Origin of the sequence: Methanofollis sp., from assembly GCF_028702905.1 — an archaeon.
Classification (GTDB): Archaea; Halobacteriota; Methanomicrobia; order Methanomicrobiales; family Methanofollaceae; genus Methanofollis.
In genome coordinates this window covers 1-20,240 of sequence record NZ_JAQVNX010000010.1, presented here as the reverse complement: position 1 = coordinate 20,240, position 20,240 = coordinate 1, and the positions used below count along the sequence as shown (strand labels likewise).

Below are 20,240 nucleotides of genomic sequence, written 5' to 3'. Positions count from 1 at the left end.
TCCGGGCGACGCTGCACGCCCACCCCTCCTTGCGCTCCAGAAATATGAATCCTCGTGCAGGCCACCGGGGAGGACACTCATCACTGCCTTTAACACCGATCCCGTCGATCTTTTTCTATGGATATAGAGGGATTTGTCCGCAGGGAACTCTCTGCGGGCAGGGGCGAAGACGACGTCGTCGCAGCCCTCAAATGTGAGATCCTCAGGATCAAGACAGACGCTTCCCCGGAATATGCGGAGACATTCGCAAAAGCCGTCCTCGAAGAGGTGAAAAATACCACCGGCCTCGCCGGCGACCTCTTTGTCTTCGAGCATGCCGGCGTCACCATGGGGGAGTTCGGTGTCGGGTCCCGCGGGAAGGGCGACTTTTTTGCCCACCGGCAGTTCCCGCGCATCATCGGGAAGGCGACGGCCGCAGTCGGCGTCGACGAGATGGACGACGCGGGGGCCGTATCCGCGAACGGGAAATATATTATCACCACCGTCGACGGCATGCACTCCCGCCTCTCCGACTTCCCCTTCCTGGCCGGTTTCCACGTGACGCGGGCGACCCTGCGTGACGCCTACGTGATGGGGGCAAAACCCGTCGCCCTCCTCTCCGACATCCATGTGGCGGACGACGGCGACGTGGCCAAGATCTTCGACTACACCGCAGGTATCGCCGCCGTCGCCGAGGCGATGAATGTCCCGCTCGTCACGGGTTCGACCCTCCGCATCGGCGGGGACATGGTCCTCGGCGACCGGATGACCGGGTGCGTCGGGGCCGTCGGCGTCGCCGACCACCTCACCGCCCGGAAGGAGACGCGGGCCGGCGACGTCCTCCTCATGACCGCGGGCGCGGGCGGCGGCACCATCGCCACCACGGCGCTGTACTCCGGTTACCCGGAGGTCGTCGAGGAGACGATCAACCTCCACTTCCTCAAGGCCTGCGAGGTCCTCCTGAAAAGCCCGGTCCTCAACCATATCCACACCATGACCGACGTCACCAACGGGGGACTGCGGGGCGACGTCTACGAGATGGCCGAGACCGCGGACTGCCGGATCGTCGTCGACGAGGCGAACCTCAGGAAACTTGTCGAGCCGAAGGTGCTCGCAATGCTCGACGCCCTCAAGATCGACTACCTCGGCGTCTCCCTCGACGCCCTCCTCATCGTCGTGCCCCCCGAGTACGCGGAGGAGGTCATGACCGTCGTCCGCTCGGCCGGCGTACCGATCGAGCAGATGGGCCATGTCGAGGAGGGGCCGGCCGCCTCGGTCCTTGTCTCCGGCAGCGAAGAGCACGACTTCCAGCCACGCTTCCGCGAGTCGGCCTACACCCCTGTCAAGAAGGTCGTGGACACCGAACCGCGCGACTTCGACGAGATGAAGGAAAAGGTCAGGGCCGCCGCAGATGCGGCGATAGAAAAGAAGATGCGGATTCTCGCACGGCTCAGGAAGAGCGAGTGAAGGGTACCCCCTTCCTCTTCGGAGTTTCCCGTCCACTCTTCTTCGGTTCCATTGGGGGCAACGAGCACTAACTAACTTAAGAGGTTCTTCAGGTCTTCGCTGTGCGAACGAAGTGAGCAGGAGAGAGCCATTAGGCTTCCCTGAGTAGTCCCGCGGCGGGCCAGAGGGGAAGGCAAGGGTCCGCACATCCTCTCAGAGAACCTGGAGGACACATCCACCAGAGGGATTCTCCAGGGCCGAAGGAGGATATAACTCGATCTCTTTTGTTCGAAATAAGCGAACATTTTAAGTATGCTTTTCTGCGTATGTGGATACTCTCTATTTGCCCACTAAGAAGCCAAAATTGGGAACACGCCATTCAAGTTGCGATTGTGCCCGATATTTGTCGTAATATCTTCCGGAATAGGATGAGTGGTGGGAAATATCAGCAAATGGTGATGTGAATGGATCATACGCGATTGATAACGATTACTGCATGTCAAGCGCGTGGTATTACAGCACGGTTAACTCGTTCGGATCTTCTGTGACGGCAGTTGCCATCGCCGACACCCAGCTGCAAATGACAAGCGATCAGTTGCCGGGGCAGGGTCATCTTGAGCCTGACGAGGATCCGGATGACAACAATGGGTATTACAGTTCTTGGGCATGCTAGGGAGGAGATGAAACATGAAGTATCTGGGAGTTTTAATCTTTGGAATCATCGTATGCAGCGTGGGCCTCGGTCTCTTTGCGGAGTTAGCCCATTCGAGTTTGCATCCTGCAGAGTCACTTCAGGGACAGGATCTGAATATCGTGATGACGAGCGCCCTCCCCTCCGGCCCCGAAACAGCGCCGAAGTATAGAGTGATCGACTGCGAGACCTTCCAGGATATCAAGGAACCCAACATTATGGCAGCAAGAGAAAACCTGCCGACCGAGCAGGAAGGTCTGATCATTGCAGAGAAAATTCTTGGTGCATACAGCGGCATCCCCGACGATGCCGTCGTTACCCACGCGGAAACGATATATCTTCGAGAGTATAACACGACGAGTCTTGAAGAGACCAGAAAAACACCCATGTGGGTGCACATAATCTTCGGGCAGGAACTGGACGGTATGCCTGTTGTCGGGCCCGGGGCAGAGATCATCGTCGATCTCGGTGAAAATGGCAAGGTGCTCCATGTCCAGAAGATATGGCGGACGGTAGAAAAGGCTGAAAATGTCCCGCTCATCACTGCGGGTGCTGCGCTCGAAAAACTCAGGAAGGGAGAAACCATCAACAGACCACTATCGCTGACAGGAACTATCGAGATCAACCGGGTCACGCTGGGCTATTATGCTGAAGAACCAGACATAACCCAGGAGTATCTCACCCCGGCATGGATCTTCTACGGAACAGATGGTGCAAATGCCTCCGAAGTTCTCTGTGTGAGTGCCATCGATGGATAAACTCCTCTCTCTTCTTTTTGAACTGCGGGAAATGACGCTCCCGCAGACAGGGGTGCTTCTGGGTGCCCTTTGGGGTTTTCTGGGAGTCATATGGCTTGACTTCTTTATTATGGGTCCGTCGCCATTTTCGGAAGGGGGGTACTTCCTCGCGCTACCTATCACACGCTCTGTCGAGATCTTCTATGCATCTGTAGACCTGTTCATGCCGGGAATGCATATCCCGTTCATCATTAACAACATTCTCTACCCCGTCATAGGTGCGTTCATCGGCGGTATCGCAGGTCTCGTTCTCGATATCTTCTCGGGCAGACACCCATGACAGATATTTTCTCAGACATTAGGGATTATTTCGCAAAATGTATATGCAGAGCAGGTTTAATCGAACAGATCGAGGCATACTATTGTCAGATGAGATTCTCCTGGACATCACCACATTTGAAGCACTATCGTCCGAGACTCGCATATCTATCCTGAAAAATCTCGAAGCACGCCCTATGACAGTCTCCGAGATTTCAAAAATCCTCAATATCCCGAAGTCCTCTGCCTACACCCACCTTGCAAAAATGCTTGCATCAAACCTCGTAAGGCGCAAAGAAAACGATCACAAGTGGGTTTATTATGAGATATCGTATAAAGGGTATGCGCTCCTGCATCCATCGAAAATACAGCAGGTGAAGATCATCCTCACCACCGCACTCGGGATGGCGGCATGCGGGTTCGTCGCACTTAGTGCCGATATTCTCAGCAATCTTCCGTCTCCTGAGGCCGGTGTCGCTCTGGGATCTCTTGCCGCTTCATCTCTCTTTACGACAGGTCTCATGCTCCTTGCGACAGGATCGTTGCTCTTTGTTCTTGCCGTGTTCCTTTTGATGTCACGGTCTGACTTTATCCCGATCGGTGATTAGGAAGACGGGGATAGGGTTTGCACACAGGACCGCACCCAGAGGTCTCTGGAGAATCAAGAACAGATCCGGCCAATACTATGAAAGCAGTTCAAAATTGTGATCGAGGAACTCTCCAGAATTATTATCCTTTGTCCCTTGATTGGCGAAAGGCTGCAACAACGACATTGAAAAATCAACTCTGGAGAGATGTTGAATGTTCGATGGCGACGGCCCCCTGATCATTCTCCTGAAATCTCCCGCAAGAGTTCGCACCTCCACCTCCTGACAGATAAACGATCTGCTCAGAAACCACAAATATATTATGCGCCATATTTAGTGGTGGTGATGCAAAATTCGGGATTTTGTCTCCATGCGATGCCGAGAATTATCGATGAGATGTTCCCGGCACTAAACCCCCCCATAGGGAGTATTTCCCCACTCTAAAGGGAAATCATCCTTTTTGAGTTTGGCATCCCGGAACAAAAATTGCAGAGGTGAAGAAAATGAAAAGATTAACCGGAATTCTGTCGGTCCTGCTTATCCTGGCCTTGCTGGTCCCGGCATTTGTGGGACCTGCCGCAGCGCAACAGAATGACAGTGAACAGAACTACGTAGATGAACGTACAGATCTGACACCTGAAGAACGTGCTGATGTCATTGAGGAACTGAGATCCCATGAAAAAATTCTGGGTATTTATGGAAGTCTTCCGGACTTCAGCGATACAAAGACCTCACACCCCTGGATCTCATGGTATAGTACGTTGGATAACTTTACCGACGACACCTTCTATTCTTTTGCAAAACCTCGCCTGTATCCCAGGGGACCGGTTATCAACTATGGACATGACGTCGAAGGATACATCGATGTGGGTATTCCGGAAGACTGGCCCGAAGATAACATTACCGCCACCATGGAGGAACTGTACGAAATCCTCGACAAAAAGGGGAGAAATGCAGGCTTTGAGAGTATCCCCGTAAAATTCACGAGTGTCCATGTCCGTCCGGACAGTCTTGTCCTCCACAGCGCAAGTGACAGATTTCGACCATTAATTGGAGGCATACAAATCCAGACATTCTTAGGGAGTTTGACGGCAACCTCAACACTCGGGTGGGCTGCACAGACCTCTTCTGGCACGCGGGGTTATGTTATTTCAGCGCATTGTTCGGATGGGAGTGGAGAAAATGTCTATCAACCGACGACTGGTTCTTCAAATTCTTGTGGGTCTGTAGGTGCGGATACAGGATGGCCATATTCATCTTCTTATGCTGATGCAGCCTGGGTGCCATACAGCAATGTTGCAGCAAAAATTCACTCGCAGGGTGTGGATCAGACTGTAAAAGGATATTATGATGAACCCTGGGAAGGCTTAACTGTTTTCAAATCAGGAAGAACAACGGGCACGACATCAGGAGAAGTCCAAAGAAAGGGTCTTGTATTCCATCCATCTACACAGCGTTACTTGTATGATCAGTACTTCGCTTCATACACTGCTGAGCCTGGAGACAGTGGATCACCGGTTTATCACGTTGAGTCCGACCACGATAGGATAATTGTGGGAATTCTTTCGGGTAGTTTTAATGGCGAAGAGTATTTTTCACCGGTATCCGGGGTGGAAACAGAACTGAGTGTCCTGCCCTTAACCAGTTGAGAAAATTCATATCCCCTAGTGAACTACCCCGGCCTGAAGACCGGGGCTTCCTGCTTCATCCTCCCTCTATTGAGGTGAGTCCACAGGCTCGACGGCGCGTCCCGCACCTGCTACCCCCACAAGGTTCTGCTCTTGCAGGGCAAACTTCTTGATATTGATCGCCGCGTTGATGTCGCGGTCGTGACGAGTACCACAGTCCGGACAGATCCATTCTCTGTCTGAAAGCGTGAGATCCTGCTTGAGATACCCACATTTGCTACAGATCTTCGAGGAGGGATCGAATCTCCCGATCTTCAGGAGAGTCTTCACGCTCTGCCCCTTTACCCCACAAGATAAATTGGCTCTGCCTATCATTCCGCGTTATTTAGAGGGGAAGTATTCAGGTCCAGGAAAATAAGCACAGATCCTCTATCCTGCCCTGATCCTACGCAGGTATCACTCATGGAGAGCAGAAGCCTTGATCACCCCAGCAGGCCCGCGCATCCCCCCGCCGTGCGGGAGGGTTTTTCCGGGTTCCGCTGCCCCCTGTTTTTCACGCCACCCCTGAACGAGCATATTCACGGGCACTTTTCCGGGGATAATTTCCGAAGAAATATATACTGCCAGGACATGCAGGAGATTGTATGGCGAAGAACCAGCGTGCGGATGCGAAGAATCCCAACAACCCGGCGCAGAAAGCGGCAGCGGACAACAAAGCAAATCAGCTCAACCCGAACAACAAGGCCACGAAGTCGGGCAAGGGCAAGAAGTGAGCACGGAAAAAAAACATTTTCTGTTTCTCAACGGGGTCACAGGTCCGGGGATGAGGGATCATCCCCGGACTCTTCTTCATACCAGAATCAAAAAAATTATCACTCTTTCTTCCCGCTCGCGCAGACATTGAAGGCGAGGTACGAGAGTTTTTTCTCGACAAAGGGCTCCGCCTTCCTGACGACATCGAAGATGGGCTTTTTCATGTTGACGTGGGCGAAGGAGCAGCGGTGAACCTTCAGATCGGTAAACCCGGCCGCCATAAGGAGTTCACGCATCTGCTCTTCTGAGTAGTAGTGCTCGCCAAAGCTCCCGACCCCGATCCGGCCCCAGTGCGCTTTCTCGCCGAGACGGTAGATCGCGGGGAGGATCGAGGTGAAGACATTGTGGCCGAGGGTGCAGATCGCGATACGGCCGCCCGGCCGGAGGACGCGGTACGCCTCGGAGAGCATCGCCTCCGGGTCGGGCACGTAACTGAAGGCAAGGATGCTCGACACCGCATCGAAGGACGCGTCCCTGAAAGGAAGACGGTCGGCCGTCCCTGCCACGACATCGTCGAGGTGGTTCTGGTGGCGTGCCGCCTTCACCATCTCAGGCGAGAGGTCGAGCCCCACCGCCGTCCCGCCGCCGGCGGTGAGGTAGTGCTGCATAAACAGGCCTGTCCCGCAACCGAGATCGAGGAGAGCGCCTCCCTTCGGGAGGCAGTTCATCACGTGGTCCCTGATATGGCCGTGGTACCGGTTCCCGACGTCGCCGCCATAGCGGCTGTCATAGATCTCGGCCACACCATCATAGTGTTTCTGAATCTTCTCATAATCGCGCTTCAGGAGAACACCTCCTGTGAAATTCGTGCAAGAAGGGCATTGATCTGGATAAATTCATTGCCGCCTCTCCTGATCAGGAGGTCGGCATCGGCAAGGGCGACGGCGATCCGCGGGTCATTATAGGTGCGGTCGGCCGCCCGTGAAAGTTCCCTGACCGTTTCTTCACCGGTCAGGCCGTAATCAATGAGCAGCGCCTCGGTGCGTGCCTTCGCCCCGGCAAGGTCGCCCTTCATCAGCGCCCCGAAGGCCGAGGCCGCGACGTTCTCGGTCTCGGACGCGGCCGTATCGGCGAGGTCGACGTGTCCCCCGGACTCCGCGGAGAGCTGGAGGAGGAGGATCGCACGCCGCAGGTCGCCGGCCGCCGCCGGGACGATGAGGTCGAGGTCGTCGGCCGAGACTTTCCCGGCAGGGACGCCTTCGGTCTTCAGGATCTCTTCGAGACGCCGCCTGACCAGGGGGTCGGGGACAGGGCCGAAGCTGAGGGGGAGACAGCGGGATGCGATCGCCGGGATGATCGCGCTCCCGTTCGTCGTGAGGAAGACAAACCGGCACGTCCCCGAGTAGCGCTCCATGAGCCGGCGGAGCCCCTGCTGGGCTTCCCTGGTCAGCGCGGCCGCCCCTTCGAAGACCACCAGCCTGAACACCGCGTCGAGCGGCCTGATCCCGGCGTACCACTTCACGATGTGCTTGAAGTTCGAGAGGACGCTCTCGTCCTTCCGGTAGAGACGCACAAAGCGCTCTTCGGCCTCCAGGTACTTCCTGCCCTGCTCGAAGATATCGGCGGTGGGAAAGACCGTCATGTTCTCCTGCCAGTGCGTGCCGTAGAGACGCCGTGCAAGGGCCTCGACGGCGACGCTCTTCCCGGTGCCGGGCCTGCCGACGACGAGGAGGTGGGGGACGTTCCCGGCCTCAGCCGACGATTCCAGGGTCCGCACCACGCTCTCCTGCCCGAGGATGCCGGAGAACTCGGTCGGCCGGTATTTTTCACTCCAGAGCATCGTTGATCACCTCAAGGTGCCGGATCATCCCGGCAAGCGCCTCCTTCAGGAAGGCGGTGGCGTCGACGGACGCGGCGATCCTCCGGGCCTCGTCGGCGGAGAGGTCGCGGCAGTGGGCGGTGATCGCGGGGACTGCCCGCGTCACCTCGTCGACGACCGCGAGGGTCGCGGTCCGCGCCGTCCGCGAGAGGGGGTTTAAGTCGATGGCGATGACGTCCTTGCCCATCGCCCTCAGGGCCTCGCACCTGTCGCCGTCCTCCAGGGGGACGAGGACCAGGTCCGCGGCCCCGATGCCGTCGCGGAGGCAGAGGGCCCGGTCGTGGGCGAGGGGGATGAGGCGTTCCGACGTGCCGGTGAGGACGTCAACGCCGTGGGACCGGAGGAGGGCGATGATCTTTTCCATCCTCTCCTCTGTCCTGTGGAAGAGGTTCACCTCGACGGCCGCACCGCTCGCCTTCTGGAGGGCGGCGATCTGGTGGGCACAGAGGGCGGCCGTGTTCCCGTTCACCGAGATGACCGGGCGGCGGGCCGAGAGGAGCATCGCCGCGGCGGCCCTCTCGGCGCGGGCGGCGCTTTCCGTCGTCTTTTCGCCGAGGAGATAGTCGAAGGCCTCGCCGCGGCCCTGGGCGATCAGGCCCTCCGGGGCGAGGACGCCCTCACGCATAGCCGCGGCAAGGCGGTCGCGGACGAGGAGGGCCGCATACCGCGGGTGGTCTTTCGGGATGGTCGTCATGGCCGCACCTCCAGGAGGCGGAAACCCTCGCGTGCCACCCCGAGGGGGATCGTGTCGCCGAATGCGGCGAGCACCTCGCCCGCCTCCTCCCCGGCGGCAAAGACGCCGAGGCCGAGCATGGTCATGCTTGCGGGTACGCCCGCGGCGTCGCACGCCGCAAGTGCCGCCCGCACTTCAGGCGGGATAAGGCCGCTCTTCTCGGCAAAGGAGCGGGAGAGACGGAAAAAGTCGGCGAGGTCGGCCGGGCACCTGGCCGGACAGGCGGCGGCGACCTGTGCCAGCCTTTCGGCCGAGCCGAGCACCTCGGGCGTCGGCAGGGGGCCGAAGGAGAGGGCCCAGAACGTCCCGTCGAGAGGGACCCTGGTGATCGCCCCGGTCGTGCCCGGCGTCTGCCTGCAGACAAGTCCGCCGCCCTGGCACGCGGCGACGTCGCCGAGGCCGGTGTTGTGGACGACCTCGGTGCGGTGGGCGAGGGCGGCGATCCCGGCCCTGTCCATGCCGAGGTCGAAGAGGGCGTCGAGGGCGGTGATCGAGGAGAGGAGAGCGGCCGCGGAGAGGCCGAAGCCGGCGCCGATCGGGAGACGGCAAGCGGTCTCCACCCTCGCCGTCACCCCGAGTTCATGCATCACATATTCGAGCGGGGCAGAACCAGCGGATTCGGATATGACCTCACCGTGGGCGCCGAGGCACCTGACCACCACCTCCGGCGCGGCGGCGGCCGAGGCCTCGGCCCTCACGCCCTCGTCGATGACGAGACCGGCGCCAAGGCTGCCTGTCGTCTCCGGCGTCTCCCCGGCAACCTTCCTGAAATATCCCGAGATGTGCCCGGGCGAAAAGGCTACAGCAGTGCGGACCATATCGCCTCTGCCACCTCCTCCTTCGTTCCTGTAACAGTTCTCCTCGAATCCGATTTCATAAGCACAAACTCCCCGCCCGCGGCCCCCATCACCGGCGGTGTATTCACAACGACCATGGCGACGCCGGCGTCGAGCATCGCCGCGGCCCTTGCCTCCTCGTCCCACCCGAGTTTGAAGGCGACGACCGTCCCGGAAAAAATTCGGAGGACGGCGTCGAGCACCTTGGGGAGGGGACGGAGGCCGATCTCCACAGGAGCACCACTCGGTATCTTTCCTGTCGCCCTCGCCGGGGCGAAGTCGGAGATCGCCGCCGCCGAGAGATAGTAGTCGGCACCCTTTCCGACCGCGGCGAGCACCGCCTCCATCATCTCGCCTGCCGTCTCCGCATGCACATTCTCGACGCAGGGGACGTGTCCCGCATGGACGACTGTCACCGCCGCCCCGAGGCGGTAGGCCTCCAGGGCCAGGGCCCGGCCCATCTGCCCGGTGGAGCGGGTGGTGAGCACCCGCACGTCGTCCACGGGTTCGGCGCAGGCGCCGCTCGTGATCACCACGCGTTTTCCGGCAAGGGGACGACCAAGGAGGGCGCGCTCCACGTTGAGGGCGATCTCCTCGATACCGGCGATCTTCGCTTTCCCCTCCTCTATCCGCGGTGGGACTACGTCGATTCCCCAGGACTCCAGTTTTGCCAGGTTCTCGACGACGCCGGGATGGCGGTACATCGACTCGTGCATCGCGGGCACGACGACCACCGGCATACCCCGACCAAGGGCCGTCGTCGCAAAGGTGGTGACAGGCGTGTCGTCGATGCCGTGGGCAATCTTTCCGATCGTGTTCGCGGTGCACGGGGCAACGAGGAGGAGGTCGGCGCATCCCCCTTCTCCGCAGTAGAGGACGTGCTCGACCATGCCGGTGCACCGGGTGATCGCCTCCCGGCCTGTGGCATAGGTGAGGGCGTCGGGGTGGACGATCCCGCAGGCCGCCGCGCTCATGACGGCCTGCACAACCGCACCCCGCCGCCGGAGTTCGTGGGCGAGCCGCACCGTCTCGACAACCGCGATGCTGCCTGTTACCGCCAGAACAACCGTTTTTCCTTCAAGCCTTCGTCCGCCGCTCATCGAGCACCACGTCATGTACGACATGCCATATATGCGGCCCATATTTCTTTACTTTGCGGGTGGCGACCGCTGCAGAAAATCCGGCCGCAGCAGTTGCATTGTCGATAGCGGCACCGGCGTCACCGAGGGCGTGGAGGTGGAGGACAGTGCCCGGCCCGGCATGAGCCAGGGCGTCGGGGAGGAAGGACGGGGCCTCGAAATGGCCCATCACGATCCGATCATAGGTGCCGGAGAGGAGGTCGCGGCAGTCGCCGCACTCGGGCCTGACCAGCCCATCCAGACCGTTCTCCTCCACGTTCCGTCTCAGGTAGCCGAAAGAGACCGGGTTGATCTCCAGCGCATGCACCGACGCTCCGGCTGCGGCCATCGGGAGGGTGAAGTAGCCGATCCCCGCAAACATGTCTGCCACCCTCTCGCCAGGCCGCACCGCCCTCCCCATGCGGGCGCGTTCCTCCAGGTTCCCCTGCGCGAACATCACCTCCGCGGGGTTGAGCCAGTACCAGAGGCCGTTCTCGTGGTGGCAGACAGGGTGGGGCTTGCCATAGAGCACCTCGACGCCGGGGAGACGCCGTACCCCGTCGATCGTCCTCAGGCAGAGGACGCAAGCAGGGCGACGCCAGGCAAGGATCTCATCCAGTTCGGCAGGGGTCGGGCGGGCGCCATGGAGGACGGCGGTGTCGCCGATCATCTGGAAGGGGCGGCCGCTGTACGGCTGCCGCTCAGGGAGGTCGAGATCGGCAGGCCAGCCATCACGCACCGGCACATACGCGACGCCTCCCTCGACATAGGGGCGGCGGTCGGGGTCGGCCCACGCCTCCCGCACTGCTGCAGCAAGTTTACCGGGGGAGACCTTCCGCACCCGCATGCTCATCCGACAAGGATGAACTGTCTGGTCTCGGTGTCGCGGAGCACAAGGACTGTCCCGCCTTCCTCGGGGTGCAGCCAGGGGACGACCCTGCACTCCACGGCGCCCTGCGTCTTCGGGTCCAGGATGCCGACGATGTCGTCGTACAGGTACGCGACAAGAGCGGTCTCGGCCTCGCCGACATTGCCGACAAGCCTTTCTGCCTCATCTTCGGCGATGAACCTGTTCGCGCCGTCCTGGAGGTCGAAGACCTGGAGCTGACCGTGCCCGGTCTGGCGCACCTCGACGTACCGGTCCCGCTGGACGACCACGTCTCCTTTCTGGTACCGCGGCAGGCGGACAAGGAACGTGATCCTGAAGAGCCTCTTCCCGTCCTTCTCGCCGACGAGTTTCGGGTGGGTGGTGAGCCGACCGCCGAGGGCGCCGGTGATGTCGCTTGCAATCGCCTGCCCCATCTGGTTCGAGCCGACGACGATGTCGAGGCCGTCCTTCGTCTCGTCGATCTTCGAGACAAAGGAGAGGCGGGCCCCCCCTTCCTGGAGGACGTCCTCGGTCTGCTCGGCGATCCGTGTCGCGGTCTCCAATTCACGGCCGCTCAACTTCCGGTCGGTCGCCCGCACCTGGATGATCCCCTCGTAGTAACCGCCGCTGATCCGGTTGCACCTGTCGCACTGCTCCTTGCGCCAGACAATCTTCGTCGTACATTCTCCCGAAACCGGGACGCCGTACAGGGTGCTCGAGACCTCCATACGGGCGATTGTCCTGTTCGGGCTCGGGTCATAGGAGGAGATGACGATCTCCGATCCCCGCAGGTCGGCGTGGAGGTGGAGGGCCGAGACCGCGAGTTCCCGGATGAGGGTATCGCGGTCGACCATTGTGTCGCTCCAGGTCTTCCCATGCTTCTGCGAGTCGCAGACCGGGCAGTAGATGCTCTCCACCCGGCTGTCGCAGACGAGCCACGCGGTTTCCACAGCCCGGCACTCATTACAGAGCCCGATCGATTCCTTCCCACAGCGGGGGCAGACACTTGGCAGTATCTCGACCATATCTAGACCGCAATGATAAAGGCGTGCGGGACGCCGCAGATGGTCCTGCAGGTGTTCTCGGAGATCAGTCCCATTGTGACGGCGATGCCGACAGATTCCTTTCCGATCACGTTTGCGTTGGCGGCGTGTCTGAGGGCGGCACGCACCTCCTCCTCGGTGGCGTGCGTCGTCCCATAGAAATCCCCGTTGATTTGGATGCAGAGATCACCTTCGCGGAGGGTGGTGTTGAGCAGGTCGTCGTCACAGACCGCCACCACCTCGCTACTGGGTGTCCGGTGGATCTTGAGGTACATTATGTACTCTATAGACGGGGTCGGATAAAAAAGGGAGGCTGGAGTCAGAGGGTGATCTCGACGCCATACACGGCGGCGGGTGTTTCGGCGTGGATCCGCCAGGCGTCGTCTTCGGTGATCGCGCCGGTCTCAAGGAGGTGGCGTGTGACCCGCGGCACGGATTTCGGGCCGAGGACGGCGCCGGGCCTGCTGTTTTCGTCCATGTAGTCGGTCTCCATGGTGAAACGCCGGCCCGCCCTCGCCATGGCGGCGAGTCCGTCCTGCTTTGCAAGGAAGGAGGGCATGAGGGGGGTGTCAGGGGTGGCGTAGTGCTTGACGACCCGGCCGGGGTCCATGCCGGCTTTTTTCGCGAGGTCGACGATGTCGGCGCACGGCCCGCTCTCGGCGTGGACCTGAAGGGCGCACCCGAGGTCGGCGGCGAGTTCGAGGGCGTGGACGAGCACTCTCTCTGAGGCGGCGGCGACGTCCCCGGTGACCGGGAAGTGGGGGCGGCCGCTCTTGAGGCCGACGGCCCGGCCTTCGGCAACGAGGCGGGCGGCGACGTCGAGGCCGGAGCAGGCGAGGGACTCGGCGGCGGGAAGGCCGAGGCGGTCGGCGTATTTCAGCACCTCGATCGGGTGGACGCCGAGGACGGGAAAGACGGTGATGCCGGCGCCTGTCCTGACGAGGTCGGCGATCCGCAGGGTCTCCTCGAAGGAGGCGGCGAAGTCGTCGGCGGTCGTCGGGCAGATGCCGAGGGAGTAGGCGGGCAGGGAGACGTAGAAGACGTGCGTCCCGCCGGCCCTCTTGAAGTCCTTCGCCGCCTCCACGCCCCGGCCCCGGTGGGGGTTGAAGTGGATGTGGTCGTCGGTGATCGGGGTTTCAGGGAGTTTCATCGATGGACCTGATGGACATGAGGGGGTACGCACCGGTGTAGTCGAGGGCGGCGACGCACCGGGCCTTCCCGTAGACGGTGGTGATCTCCACGGAGAACATCGCCCCGCTGAGTTCGGAGTAGCCGTAGGGGTTCGCGGTCATGAGGTCGCGGTTCAGCCGCACCCTGATTGCAGTCACGTACGGCTGGAGGCCGACGGCCTGCTCGATCGCCGTCTCGACGCTCGACGCCGTCGCCCGCGAGATCGGGGTGCCGACCCACTGGTGGTACAGGGCGCCGAGTTTGATCCCGGCCTCGAAGACCGCCTGTTCACGATCCGAAATCATGGAAGAGAGTGGGAGGGGAGGGGGGATGAGGGTTTCGACCGGGGCAGGATGTCGATCCACCGCCGTCTCCGGAGAGTGGAGCGGGGATACCGATCCTCCGCCTTCCCTAAACACAGATCGGGGGACTACCTCGAAGACCTGATGGTCTTCTCATGTTCCCTTCGGTCACAGCCACCGGACACCCGAACCAGAATTGGGCTGGGGAAGGGCGAACACGAGATCCTGAGATCGGAGGTTGCCATCCCGCCCCTATCCTAATAGGGGGTCTGGGGGCAACGAGCGGCAGCGAGTTCGAGAAAACCGAAGGTTTTCGAGTGGCCCCCAGCGTCGGGTTGAGGGATGGCGATTGTAAGGACAGGGAGGATCTTTTGGCTCTGGAGAGACCCTCAGAGTGAGGTTGATTTCTCCTTCTTGATTCCTTCTATGAAGGGGACGCCGGTCACCCGCCGTTCCATAAGAGTGGAGAGGGGAATGAAAGAACAGAGATCCTGAGAAGAGAGAGTGTCACCCCGTCCCTATCCTGGCGGGGACGGGGGGATGACCCCCTCGCCCGGCACAGGAATATCTGTCACCCGGCCTTCAGATGATGATGGCCCGGGTCTTCTCGTCCTTTTCGTCGTCGAAGTCGGTGACGGCCGCTTCGGTGGTGAGGAGCATCCCCGCGATCGAGGCGGCGTTCTGGAGACCGCTCCGCACGACCTTTGTCGGGTCGAGGACACCGGCGGCGACGAGGTCTTCGATGCAGTCCTTCTTCGCGTTGTAGCCGACATTCGGGTTCTTCTCGGCCCTGACCCGTGCGACGATCTCGGCGCCCTCGACACCGGCGTTCGCCGCGATCTGCCTGAGGGGTTCTTCCAGGGCACGCCTGACGATGCTCGCACCGATCGTCTGGTCTCCTTCGAGGTTCAGGCCGTCGAGCACGTTCTGCGCCCTGAAGAGGGTGACACCGCCGCCCACCACGACGCCTTCCTCGACAGCCGCCTTGGTGGCGTTGAGGGCGTCGTCGATCCGCATCTTCGTCTCCTTCTGCTCGGTCTCGGTCGCGGCCCCGACCCTGATCACGGCCACGCCGCCGCCGAGTTTGGCGAGACGCTTCTGGAGGTTCTTCGTGCGGTACTCGGTGTCGGCGATCTTGATCCTGGACTCAAGGAGCGCCTTCCTCTCCTCGATCGCAGACTTCGCACCCTTCCCGCCGACGATCACGGTCTTGTCGTGGTCGATCCTGACGTTCCGGGCATGGCCGAGCATATCGTCGGTGAAGTCCTCGAGCTTCAGCCCCTTCGCCTCGGAGATGACCGTCGCACCGGTAAGCACGGCGATATCGTCGAGGACAGCGTTCTTCTCCTCGCCGAATCCGGGTGCCTTCACGGCGCAGACTTTCAGGGCGCCGCGGATGACATTGAGGATCAGGGCGGCCTGGGCGTCGCCGTCAACGTCGTCGGCGATGATCAGGAGGGGCTTGCCCTCGGACGCCGCCATCTCCAGGGCCGGGACGATCTGCTTGACAGTCGAGATCTTCCGGTCGGTGATGAGGACGGCCGGGTCTTCGAACTCGCAGACCATCTGTTCCTGGTCGGTGACCATGTACGGCGAGATGTAGCCGCGGGCGAACTGCATGCCCTCCTCGACAGTGAGGGTGGTCTCCAGGGTCTTCGAGTTCTCGACCGAGATGACGCCGTTGTAGCCGACCTTCTCCATGGCGTCGGCGATGAGGGCGCCGATCTCCTCGTCGTTGTTGGCGGAGACGGTGGCGACCTGGACGATCTTCTCCTTATCGTTCACCGGGATGCTCTGCTTCTTGAGGCCGTCGACGACCGAGGCGACGGCACGGTCGATGCCGCGCTTGACCTCGACGGGGTTTGCGCCGGCGGCGATGTTCTTCATCCCCTCGACGAGCATCGCCTGCGCCAGGATCGTCGCCGTGGTGGTGCCGTCGCCGGTGGTGTCCTGGGTCTTCGAGGCGACTTCCTTCACGAGTTTCGCCCCCATATTCTCGAAGCGGTCGCGGAGGGTGATCTCCTTTGCGATGGTCACGCCGTCGTTGGTGACGAGGGGCCTGCTGCCCCGGTCGAGGACGACGTTGCGCCCCTTCGGGCCGAGTGTGATCTTGACGGTGTCAGCGACCTTGTTGACGCCGGCGAGGAGGGCCTTCCTCGCATCTTCCCTGAACATGATCTGTTTGCTTGATGATGTCATAGACGCTCACTCCACCTTCGCAAGAATGTCTTTCCACCCGACAAAGAGGTGCTTCTCGCCGTCGATCTCGATCTCTTCGGCCGAATAGCCTCCGTAGATGACATGGTCCCCGGCGGCGACGGGGAGAGGGCGGCCGTCCTCAAAGGTGCCGACGGCAACGACCGTCCCTTCCTTCCGCTTTTCCTGTGCAGAGTCCGGGATATAAATCCCGGTTTTGGTCTTTTCCTCGAATTTCTCCGGTTTAATGAGAACTCTTTCACCGATAGGCTGGATTTTTGTCATTGTATCATGTCCGGGATCCTGTTGCAGGATCTACTACTTCTATGGTTTGCAGTTCTATATAGGTGTATCTCGCCACCGTCGAAATGATTTCCATTCACTATATATGATATCGGTTCAAACGGGATGGTACATGTTCATCGGGGTGTCATCATGATCGACCAGCGCATCTCCCTCAGGGCCGTCGAAAGGCCGCCGGCACACGGGACTGAAGAGGACTTTTCGTGGTTCTGCGAGAGTCTCGGCCTCACTCACGGGCGCGACCTTGACACGACGGCAGAGAGGGTCGTCCTCCAGATCCTGGAGGAAGTCGCGGAGGAACCCGGCGTTTCGTCGGCGAGGATCGCGGAGAGACTTGCGATCACGCCGGGGAGGGTGAACCACCACGTGCGAAACCTCGTCGCCACCGGCCTCCTGTACCGCAGAAAAAAACTCATCTACCTGCGGGGCGGGAGTCTTGCGGCCGCAGTCGTGGAGATGAAGAAGGACGCCGACCGGATCTTCGACGAACTCCATGTGATTGCGGAGGTCCTCGACAGAGAAATAGTTCGGCACTGATAGGGGTCAGGAGAGGGCTTCGACCGACGCCGCGACCCGCACCATCTCGTCCTCCCCGGCGACGCCGGTGAGCTTAAAGGAAGTCTCCCCGTCTGTCCAGGCGAGGACATCGGGCCCATCGCCCCGGTACAGTCGTCCGGAAAAATTCCCGGCCGTCACCTCTTCAGGCGTGCCGCGGGGATGGTCGGGGTCAGGGAGGTCGGCAGGCCGGGCAACGAGGGTAAGGATGTCCCCGGCACTGTTCGTGAAGGTGAGAACCGCATACATGCCGGGCAGCAGGTACCCCTCGCGGAAGGCGTAGCCGGGAGGGAGGTACGAGGGGACCGGCACCTCTTCGGGGATCTTCGTGCGGTCGACGAAGACCATCGGCGTGACGGCAAAGGTCCGCGCCAGCCTCACCTCTGTCCCGTGCGGCGGGACGAAGGAGAAGGTGCCGGGCGGGACCTCCGGGTCGGCGACCATGTCCCTGAAGGTGAACCTGGCCAGTTCCCGCCCATCCCGGCCATAGAAGGTTGCCCCGGCAAGGACGCCGGTTTCTGAATCTGCCGACGCCCTGATCCGGTACACCGGGTCCCTGAAGCGGGTCGGGGCCTCGCCGAGTGACTCGTTCCCCGCGATCTCGACGACCCTGACGGTGCGGCCGTCCTCTGTTTCCATGCCTTTGTACGTGAGGTTTCCCTTCTCATAGGCACCTTCAAGCACTTTCCGTGCTCTGAAGACATTCCAGATCAGCCAGGTACGCTCGTCCAGGACGGTGCCCCTGTATTCTGAGAGGATCACCGAGATCTCTCCCGCGACCGGGTCGGAAGTCCAGAGGCGCCGGCCGTCGTCGGTGATCAGGGTGCCGTCAGGGAACGTGACACGGAAGCGTTCGTCCCCGGCGGTGACCATGCCGAGGGTGACGGCAGCGCCCTCTCCCTCGACCGTGACGTCGGCAGACCAGTTCTCCGGGATCACCGGGGGCGTGGTATCCCCCGTGCAGCCCGCGACAAGGACCGCCGGCAGGACGAGGAGGAGAAACAGATACTCAGGCCGCATGGCCGTCACCGTCCGTAAACGCGTACGTCTTCGCCTTCAGGAGGTCGTCACGGAGAAAGGCGGTGAGGAAGGGGCGTGCGTCGCCCTGCCTCAGGAACGTGACCGGACAGACAGTCGTCTCCGCAGGAAATACGACAGAATCAAGGGCAAGAAAAGACCCGTTCTCCAGCAGGGCGACTTCGAGGTCATAGGTTGTCTCCTTCCGCTCCGGCCCGGCCCGGATCAGGATCTGGTAATCGAGAGCGTCGAGTTCATCCAGTGCGCTGAGGAGAATGAGGGGATGGAGACCCGGGCCCGCGGGAGCGGCAGGAGAGAGGGACGTCTCCATGCCGGGGTTCTGCCGCCACGAGATCGCATAGCCCATCGGCGTCCCCTCCCGGTCCTGCCCCAGGAACCTGACGGTGACCATCTCAGGGACGCCCCGGTCCATTCTGATCTCCAGGCCGGAGAGGACGGTCGTCTCATTCACGCAGTCGAGGCGGCCCATAGCCTCCTCCCAGAGGGCGGAGAGGGAGACCCCCGGAGATGCGGCCCCCTCCGAGGGCCCGATCCCCGATGCTATGGCAAAGAGGAGGAGGAGAGCGCCATAGACCAGCACGACAACCACGGCAACCGCGAATGCCGCCGGCCTCATCATACGGGCACCCACTCCCCGCTCTCGCCCGGCCCTCCGGGTTGGTATCTGCTCACCGTCGCCGTCACCGTTACCGGCCCGGCCCCTGCCGGCACGGTCTCACCGGCTTCGGTCAGGTATCGGTCCGCTGGCATGCCATGGTAGAGGCCGCCGCCGGTGGAGAGCCTGAGGTCAAAGGAGACCTGCACCGGCGCCGCAAGGCCGTCGACCGCCACCACCGTCAGGTAACCGCTGTCGACCTCCCCGACGACCGGCGAGAGGTGTTCCCGCAGGGGGCGGTGCGTCCCGTTGATCCCGGTCTCGAAACGGTAGAACCCGGCGTCGATGTCGGTGAGGTCCTCCTCGCCGGTGGTGAAGGCGAGCATCTCGCCGCGGTCTGTCCCGGCGATCGCCGTCGTCCAGGCGCCGAAGGTCTGGTTTTCAAGAGAAGACGCGGGATAGAGGAGTTCCCCGTCGGTCACCGGCAGGGGGACGAGGACAGTCGTGGCCCCGGTGCCGGTGCGGCCTGCAAGCCCGGTCACGGCGACGGTGTAGGCGACAGAAGCAGGGTACACCTCCGGCCATGCGGCGAGGAGGAGGACGCCGAAATAGGCGGCGACGCAGAGGAGGAGACCGACGGCAAGGGAGACGGCGATCAGGCGCACCGGTCGTCCCTGCCTGTATGCGAGCACGGCGAGGACCGCCGCCGCACCGGCCCCGCCGAGGAGGGCGAGGTCTGCGGCGGCAGGGAGAGCGCCTGCAAAAAAGACGAGGTAGCCGAGAGAGGCAAGGGCGAGGACTGCACCGGACGCCCATGCGGGGATCCTCCGCTCCACTCAGTGCCCCCGGCCGTGGGTACAGGGGGACAACACCTTTGCGATTGCGGATCTGCCACGCATACGCGAGACATCGGCACGGGATTATAAAAGTCTTCTGTGCAGATCGTCTATCTATCGACACCCAGGACTCTTCTCACGGGGAACCGGACCTCAGGAAGCGGACACAGGCACAGGGAAGAGATGAGACAGAGAGGGGAGTTGACGACGTTCTTCCATACCCGGGTCGATGTATCCCCCTCGCCCCAGAAAGAAGGCAAAAGAATCGCAACAGTTATATCTGGCGACACCTAACATCCCGATCGTCTCCGAGCAGACGAGAGGCCGGGCTGCGTGCAGAACGAATATGCCCGGCCTCTCGGGGGACGCTCACCAGCAGGACGTCCCCGGCGGCAGGCACTCTTCTTGTATAATAGAAATCTGTCACGATCATCCCAAAGATGCCGTCCCTGATAGGCATTCACTGCTGTATTGTCCGAGGTTATCCCAGAACTCGTGTTCGTCTGGCTATGGAGAAATCTCATGCTCGGGTAGATGTTCCCCCGGATTCTCTGGCGAAGGGTGCGAACCCCCGCCTTCCCCCCATTCTCCACCGGGGGACTGACGCCCCCGGACCCCCGAAAACAGGA

Annotated in this window: 23 protein-coding genes; 7 read left to right on the top strand and 16 right to left on the bottom strand. The window is 61.3% G+C overall.

Annotation, left to right across the window (positions count from 1 at the left end; translation table 11 throughout):
• The first annotated feature begins 117 nt into the window (after positions 1–117).
• From PHP59_RS02460 to PHP59_RS02440, 5 genes are all read left to right on the top strand, one after another.
• Positions 118–1,446 (top strand): AIR synthase-related protein, encoded by a 1,329-nt coding sequence (locus PHP59_RS02460; RefSeq protein WP_300163066.1) that lies wholly within the window; start codon positions 118–120, stop codon positions 1,444–1,446.
• Positions 1,447–2,112: 666 nt separating this feature from the next.
• On the top strand, positions 2,113–2,874 hold the full coding sequence (locus tag PHP59_RS02455) for a hypothetical protein (RefSeq protein ID WP_300163063.1): 762 nt from the start codon (positions 2,113–2,115) through the stop codon (positions 2,872–2,874).
• The gene (locus tag PHP59_RS02450; protein ID WP_300163060.1) at positions 2,867–3,193 is read left to right on the top strand and encodes a hypothetical protein; all 327 of its coding nucleotides are present in this window, start codon (positions 2,867–2,869) and stop codon (positions 3,191–3,193) included. Before PHP59_RS02455 ends, PHP59_RS02450 begins: the two co-directional genes overlap by 8 nt.
• Positions 3,194–3,230: 37 nt before the next feature.
• Positions 3,231–3,779 carry a winged helix-turn-helix domain-containing protein gene (locus PHP59_RS02445; RefSeq protein ID WP_366943705.1) on the top strand — a complete coding sequence of 183 codons (549 nt, stop codon included), beginning with the start codon at positions 3,231–3,233 and terminating at the stop codon, positions 3,777–3,779.
• A gap of 473 nt (positions 3,780–4,252) precedes the next feature.
• Positions 4,253–5,407: a hypothetical protein gene (locus PHP59_RS02440; RefSeq protein WP_300163057.1), complete on the top strand. Its 1,155-nt coding sequence runs from the start codon at positions 4,253–4,255 to the stop codon at positions 5,405–5,407.
• 66 nt (positions 5,408–5,473) lie between these two features.
• Here the strand turns inward: PHP59_RS02440 and PHP59_RS02435 are convergent, their stop codons facing one another.
• Positions 5,474–5,716 (bottom strand): zinc ribbon domain-containing protein, encoded by a 243-nt coding sequence (locus tag PHP59_RS02435; protein WP_300163054.1) that lies wholly within the window; start codon positions 5,714–5,716, stop codon positions 5,474–5,476.
• A gap of 314 nt (positions 5,717–6,030) precedes the next feature.
• Between PHP59_RS02435 and PHP59_RS02430 the strand changes: the two genes are divergently transcribed.
• The gene (locus PHP59_RS02430) at positions 6,031–6,159 is read left to right on the top strand and encodes a hypothetical protein (RefSeq protein ID WP_300163051.1); all 129 of its coding nucleotides are present in this window, start codon (positions 6,031–6,033) and stop codon (positions 6,157–6,159) included.
• Between the two features lie 99 nt (positions 6,160–6,258).
• Here the strand turns inward: PHP59_RS02430 and PHP59_RS02425 are convergent, their stop codons facing one another.
• From PHP59_RS02425 to groES, 12 genes are all read right to left on the bottom strand, one after another.
• Entirely contained in the window at positions 6,259–6,963 is a 705-nt protein-coding gene (locus PHP59_RS02425; RefSeq protein ID WP_366943708.1) for a methyltransferase domain-containing protein, read from the bottom strand.
• 17 nt (positions 6,964–6,980) lie between these two features.
• Positions 6,981–7,979: a replication protein C gene (locus tag PHP59_RS02420; protein ID WP_300163048.1), complete on the bottom strand. Its 999-nt coding sequence runs from the start codon at positions 7,977–7,979 to the stop codon at positions 6,981–6,983.
• Positions 7,966–8,712, bottom strand: coding sequence for a 4-phosphopantoate--beta-alanine ligase (locus PHP59_RS02415; RefSeq protein WP_300163045.1), 747 nt, complete (start codon positions 8,710–8,712; stop codon positions 7,966–7,968). Before PHP59_RS02415 ends, PHP59_RS02420 begins: the two co-directional genes overlap by 14 nt.
• Positions 8,709–9,569, bottom strand: coding sequence for a pantoate kinase (locus PHP59_RS02410; RefSeq protein WP_300163041.1), 861 nt, complete (start codon positions 9,567–9,569; stop codon positions 8,709–8,711). Before PHP59_RS02410 ends, PHP59_RS02415 begins: the two co-directional genes overlap by 4 nt.
• A complete protein-coding gene (gene coaBC, locus PHP59_RS02405; RefSeq protein WP_300163038.1) occupies positions 9,551–10,687 on the bottom strand; it encodes a bifunctional phosphopantothenoylcysteine decarboxylase/phosphopantothenate--cysteine ligase CoaBC in 1,137 nt (378 codons plus the stop codon). Before coaBC ends, PHP59_RS02410 begins: the two co-directional genes overlap by 19 nt.
• Positions 10,665–11,552, bottom strand: coding sequence for an SAM-dependent methyltransferase (locus tag PHP59_RS02400; protein ID WP_300163035.1), 888 nt, complete (start codon positions 11,550–11,552; stop codon positions 10,665–10,667). The genes coaBC and PHP59_RS02400 overlap by 23 nt, the downstream gene beginning before the upstream one ends.
• A gap of 2 nt (positions 11,553–11,554) precedes the next feature.
• Positions 11,555–12,598, bottom strand: a complete 1,044-nt coding sequence (locus PHP59_RS02395) for a 60S ribosomal export protein NMD3 (protein WP_300163032.1) — start codon at positions 12,596–12,598, stop codon at positions 11,555–11,557.
• A gap of 2 nt (positions 12,599–12,600) precedes the next feature.
• Complete coding sequence (locus tag PHP59_RS02390; protein ID WP_300163029.1) at positions 12,601–12,891, bottom strand: DUF424 family protein; 291 nt, start codon at positions 12,889–12,891, stop codon at positions 12,601–12,603.
• Between the two features lie 44 nt (positions 12,892–12,935).
• Complete coding sequence (locus PHP59_RS02385; RefSeq protein ID WP_300163026.1) at positions 12,936–13,766, bottom strand: TatD family hydrolase; 831 nt, start codon at positions 13,764–13,766, stop codon at positions 12,936–12,938.
• Positions 13,753–14,091: a dihydroneopterin aldolase family protein gene (locus tag PHP59_RS02380; protein ID WP_300163023.1), complete on the bottom strand. Its 339-nt coding sequence runs from the start codon at positions 14,089–14,091 to the stop codon at positions 13,753–13,755. The genes PHP59_RS02385 and PHP59_RS02380 overlap by 14 nt, the downstream gene beginning before the upstream one ends.
• Before the next feature lie 579 nt (positions 14,092–14,670).
• Positions 14,671–16,287, bottom strand: coding sequence for a chaperonin GroEL (groL, locus tag PHP59_RS02375; protein ID WP_300163021.1), 1,617 nt, complete (start codon positions 16,285–16,287; stop codon positions 14,671–14,673).
• Between the two features lie 6 nt (positions 16,288–16,293).
• Positions 16,294–16,569: a co-chaperone GroES gene (groES, locus tag PHP59_RS02370; protein ID WP_300163018.1), complete on the bottom strand. Its 276-nt coding sequence runs from the start codon at positions 16,567–16,569 to the stop codon at positions 16,294–16,296.
• Positions 16,570–16,692: 123 nt separating this feature from the next.
• Here groES and PHP59_RS02365 point away from each other — a divergent pair, with 123 nt between their 5' ends.
• Positions 16,693–17,124 (top strand): winged helix-turn-helix transcriptional regulator, encoded by a 432-nt coding sequence (locus PHP59_RS02365; protein WP_300163016.1) that lies wholly within the window; start codon positions 16,693–16,695, stop codon positions 17,122–17,124.
• Positions 17,125–17,130: 6 nt separating this feature from the next.
• Here PHP59_RS02365 and PHP59_RS02360 read toward each other — a convergent pair whose 3' ends face one another.
• From PHP59_RS02360 to PHP59_RS02350, 3 genes are read right to left on the bottom strand one after another with little or no spacing between them, the layout of a single operon-like run.
• Complete coding sequence (locus PHP59_RS02360; RefSeq protein ID WP_300163013.1) at positions 17,131–18,162, bottom strand: DUF4367 domain-containing protein; 1,032 nt, start codon at positions 18,160–18,162, stop codon at positions 17,131–17,133.
• Entirely contained in the window at positions 18,152–18,799 is a 648-nt protein-coding gene (locus PHP59_RS02355; RefSeq protein WP_300163010.1) for a hypothetical protein, read from the bottom strand. The genes PHP59_RS02360 and PHP59_RS02355 overlap by 11 nt, the downstream gene beginning before the upstream one ends.
• On the bottom strand, positions 18,796–19,611 hold the full coding sequence (locus PHP59_RS02350) for a hypothetical protein (RefSeq protein ID WP_300163007.1): 816 nt from the start codon (positions 19,609–19,611) through the stop codon (positions 18,796–18,798). Before PHP59_RS02350 ends, PHP59_RS02355 begins: the two co-directional genes overlap by 4 nt.
• Between the last annotated feature and the right edge of the window lie 629 nt (positions 19,612–20,240).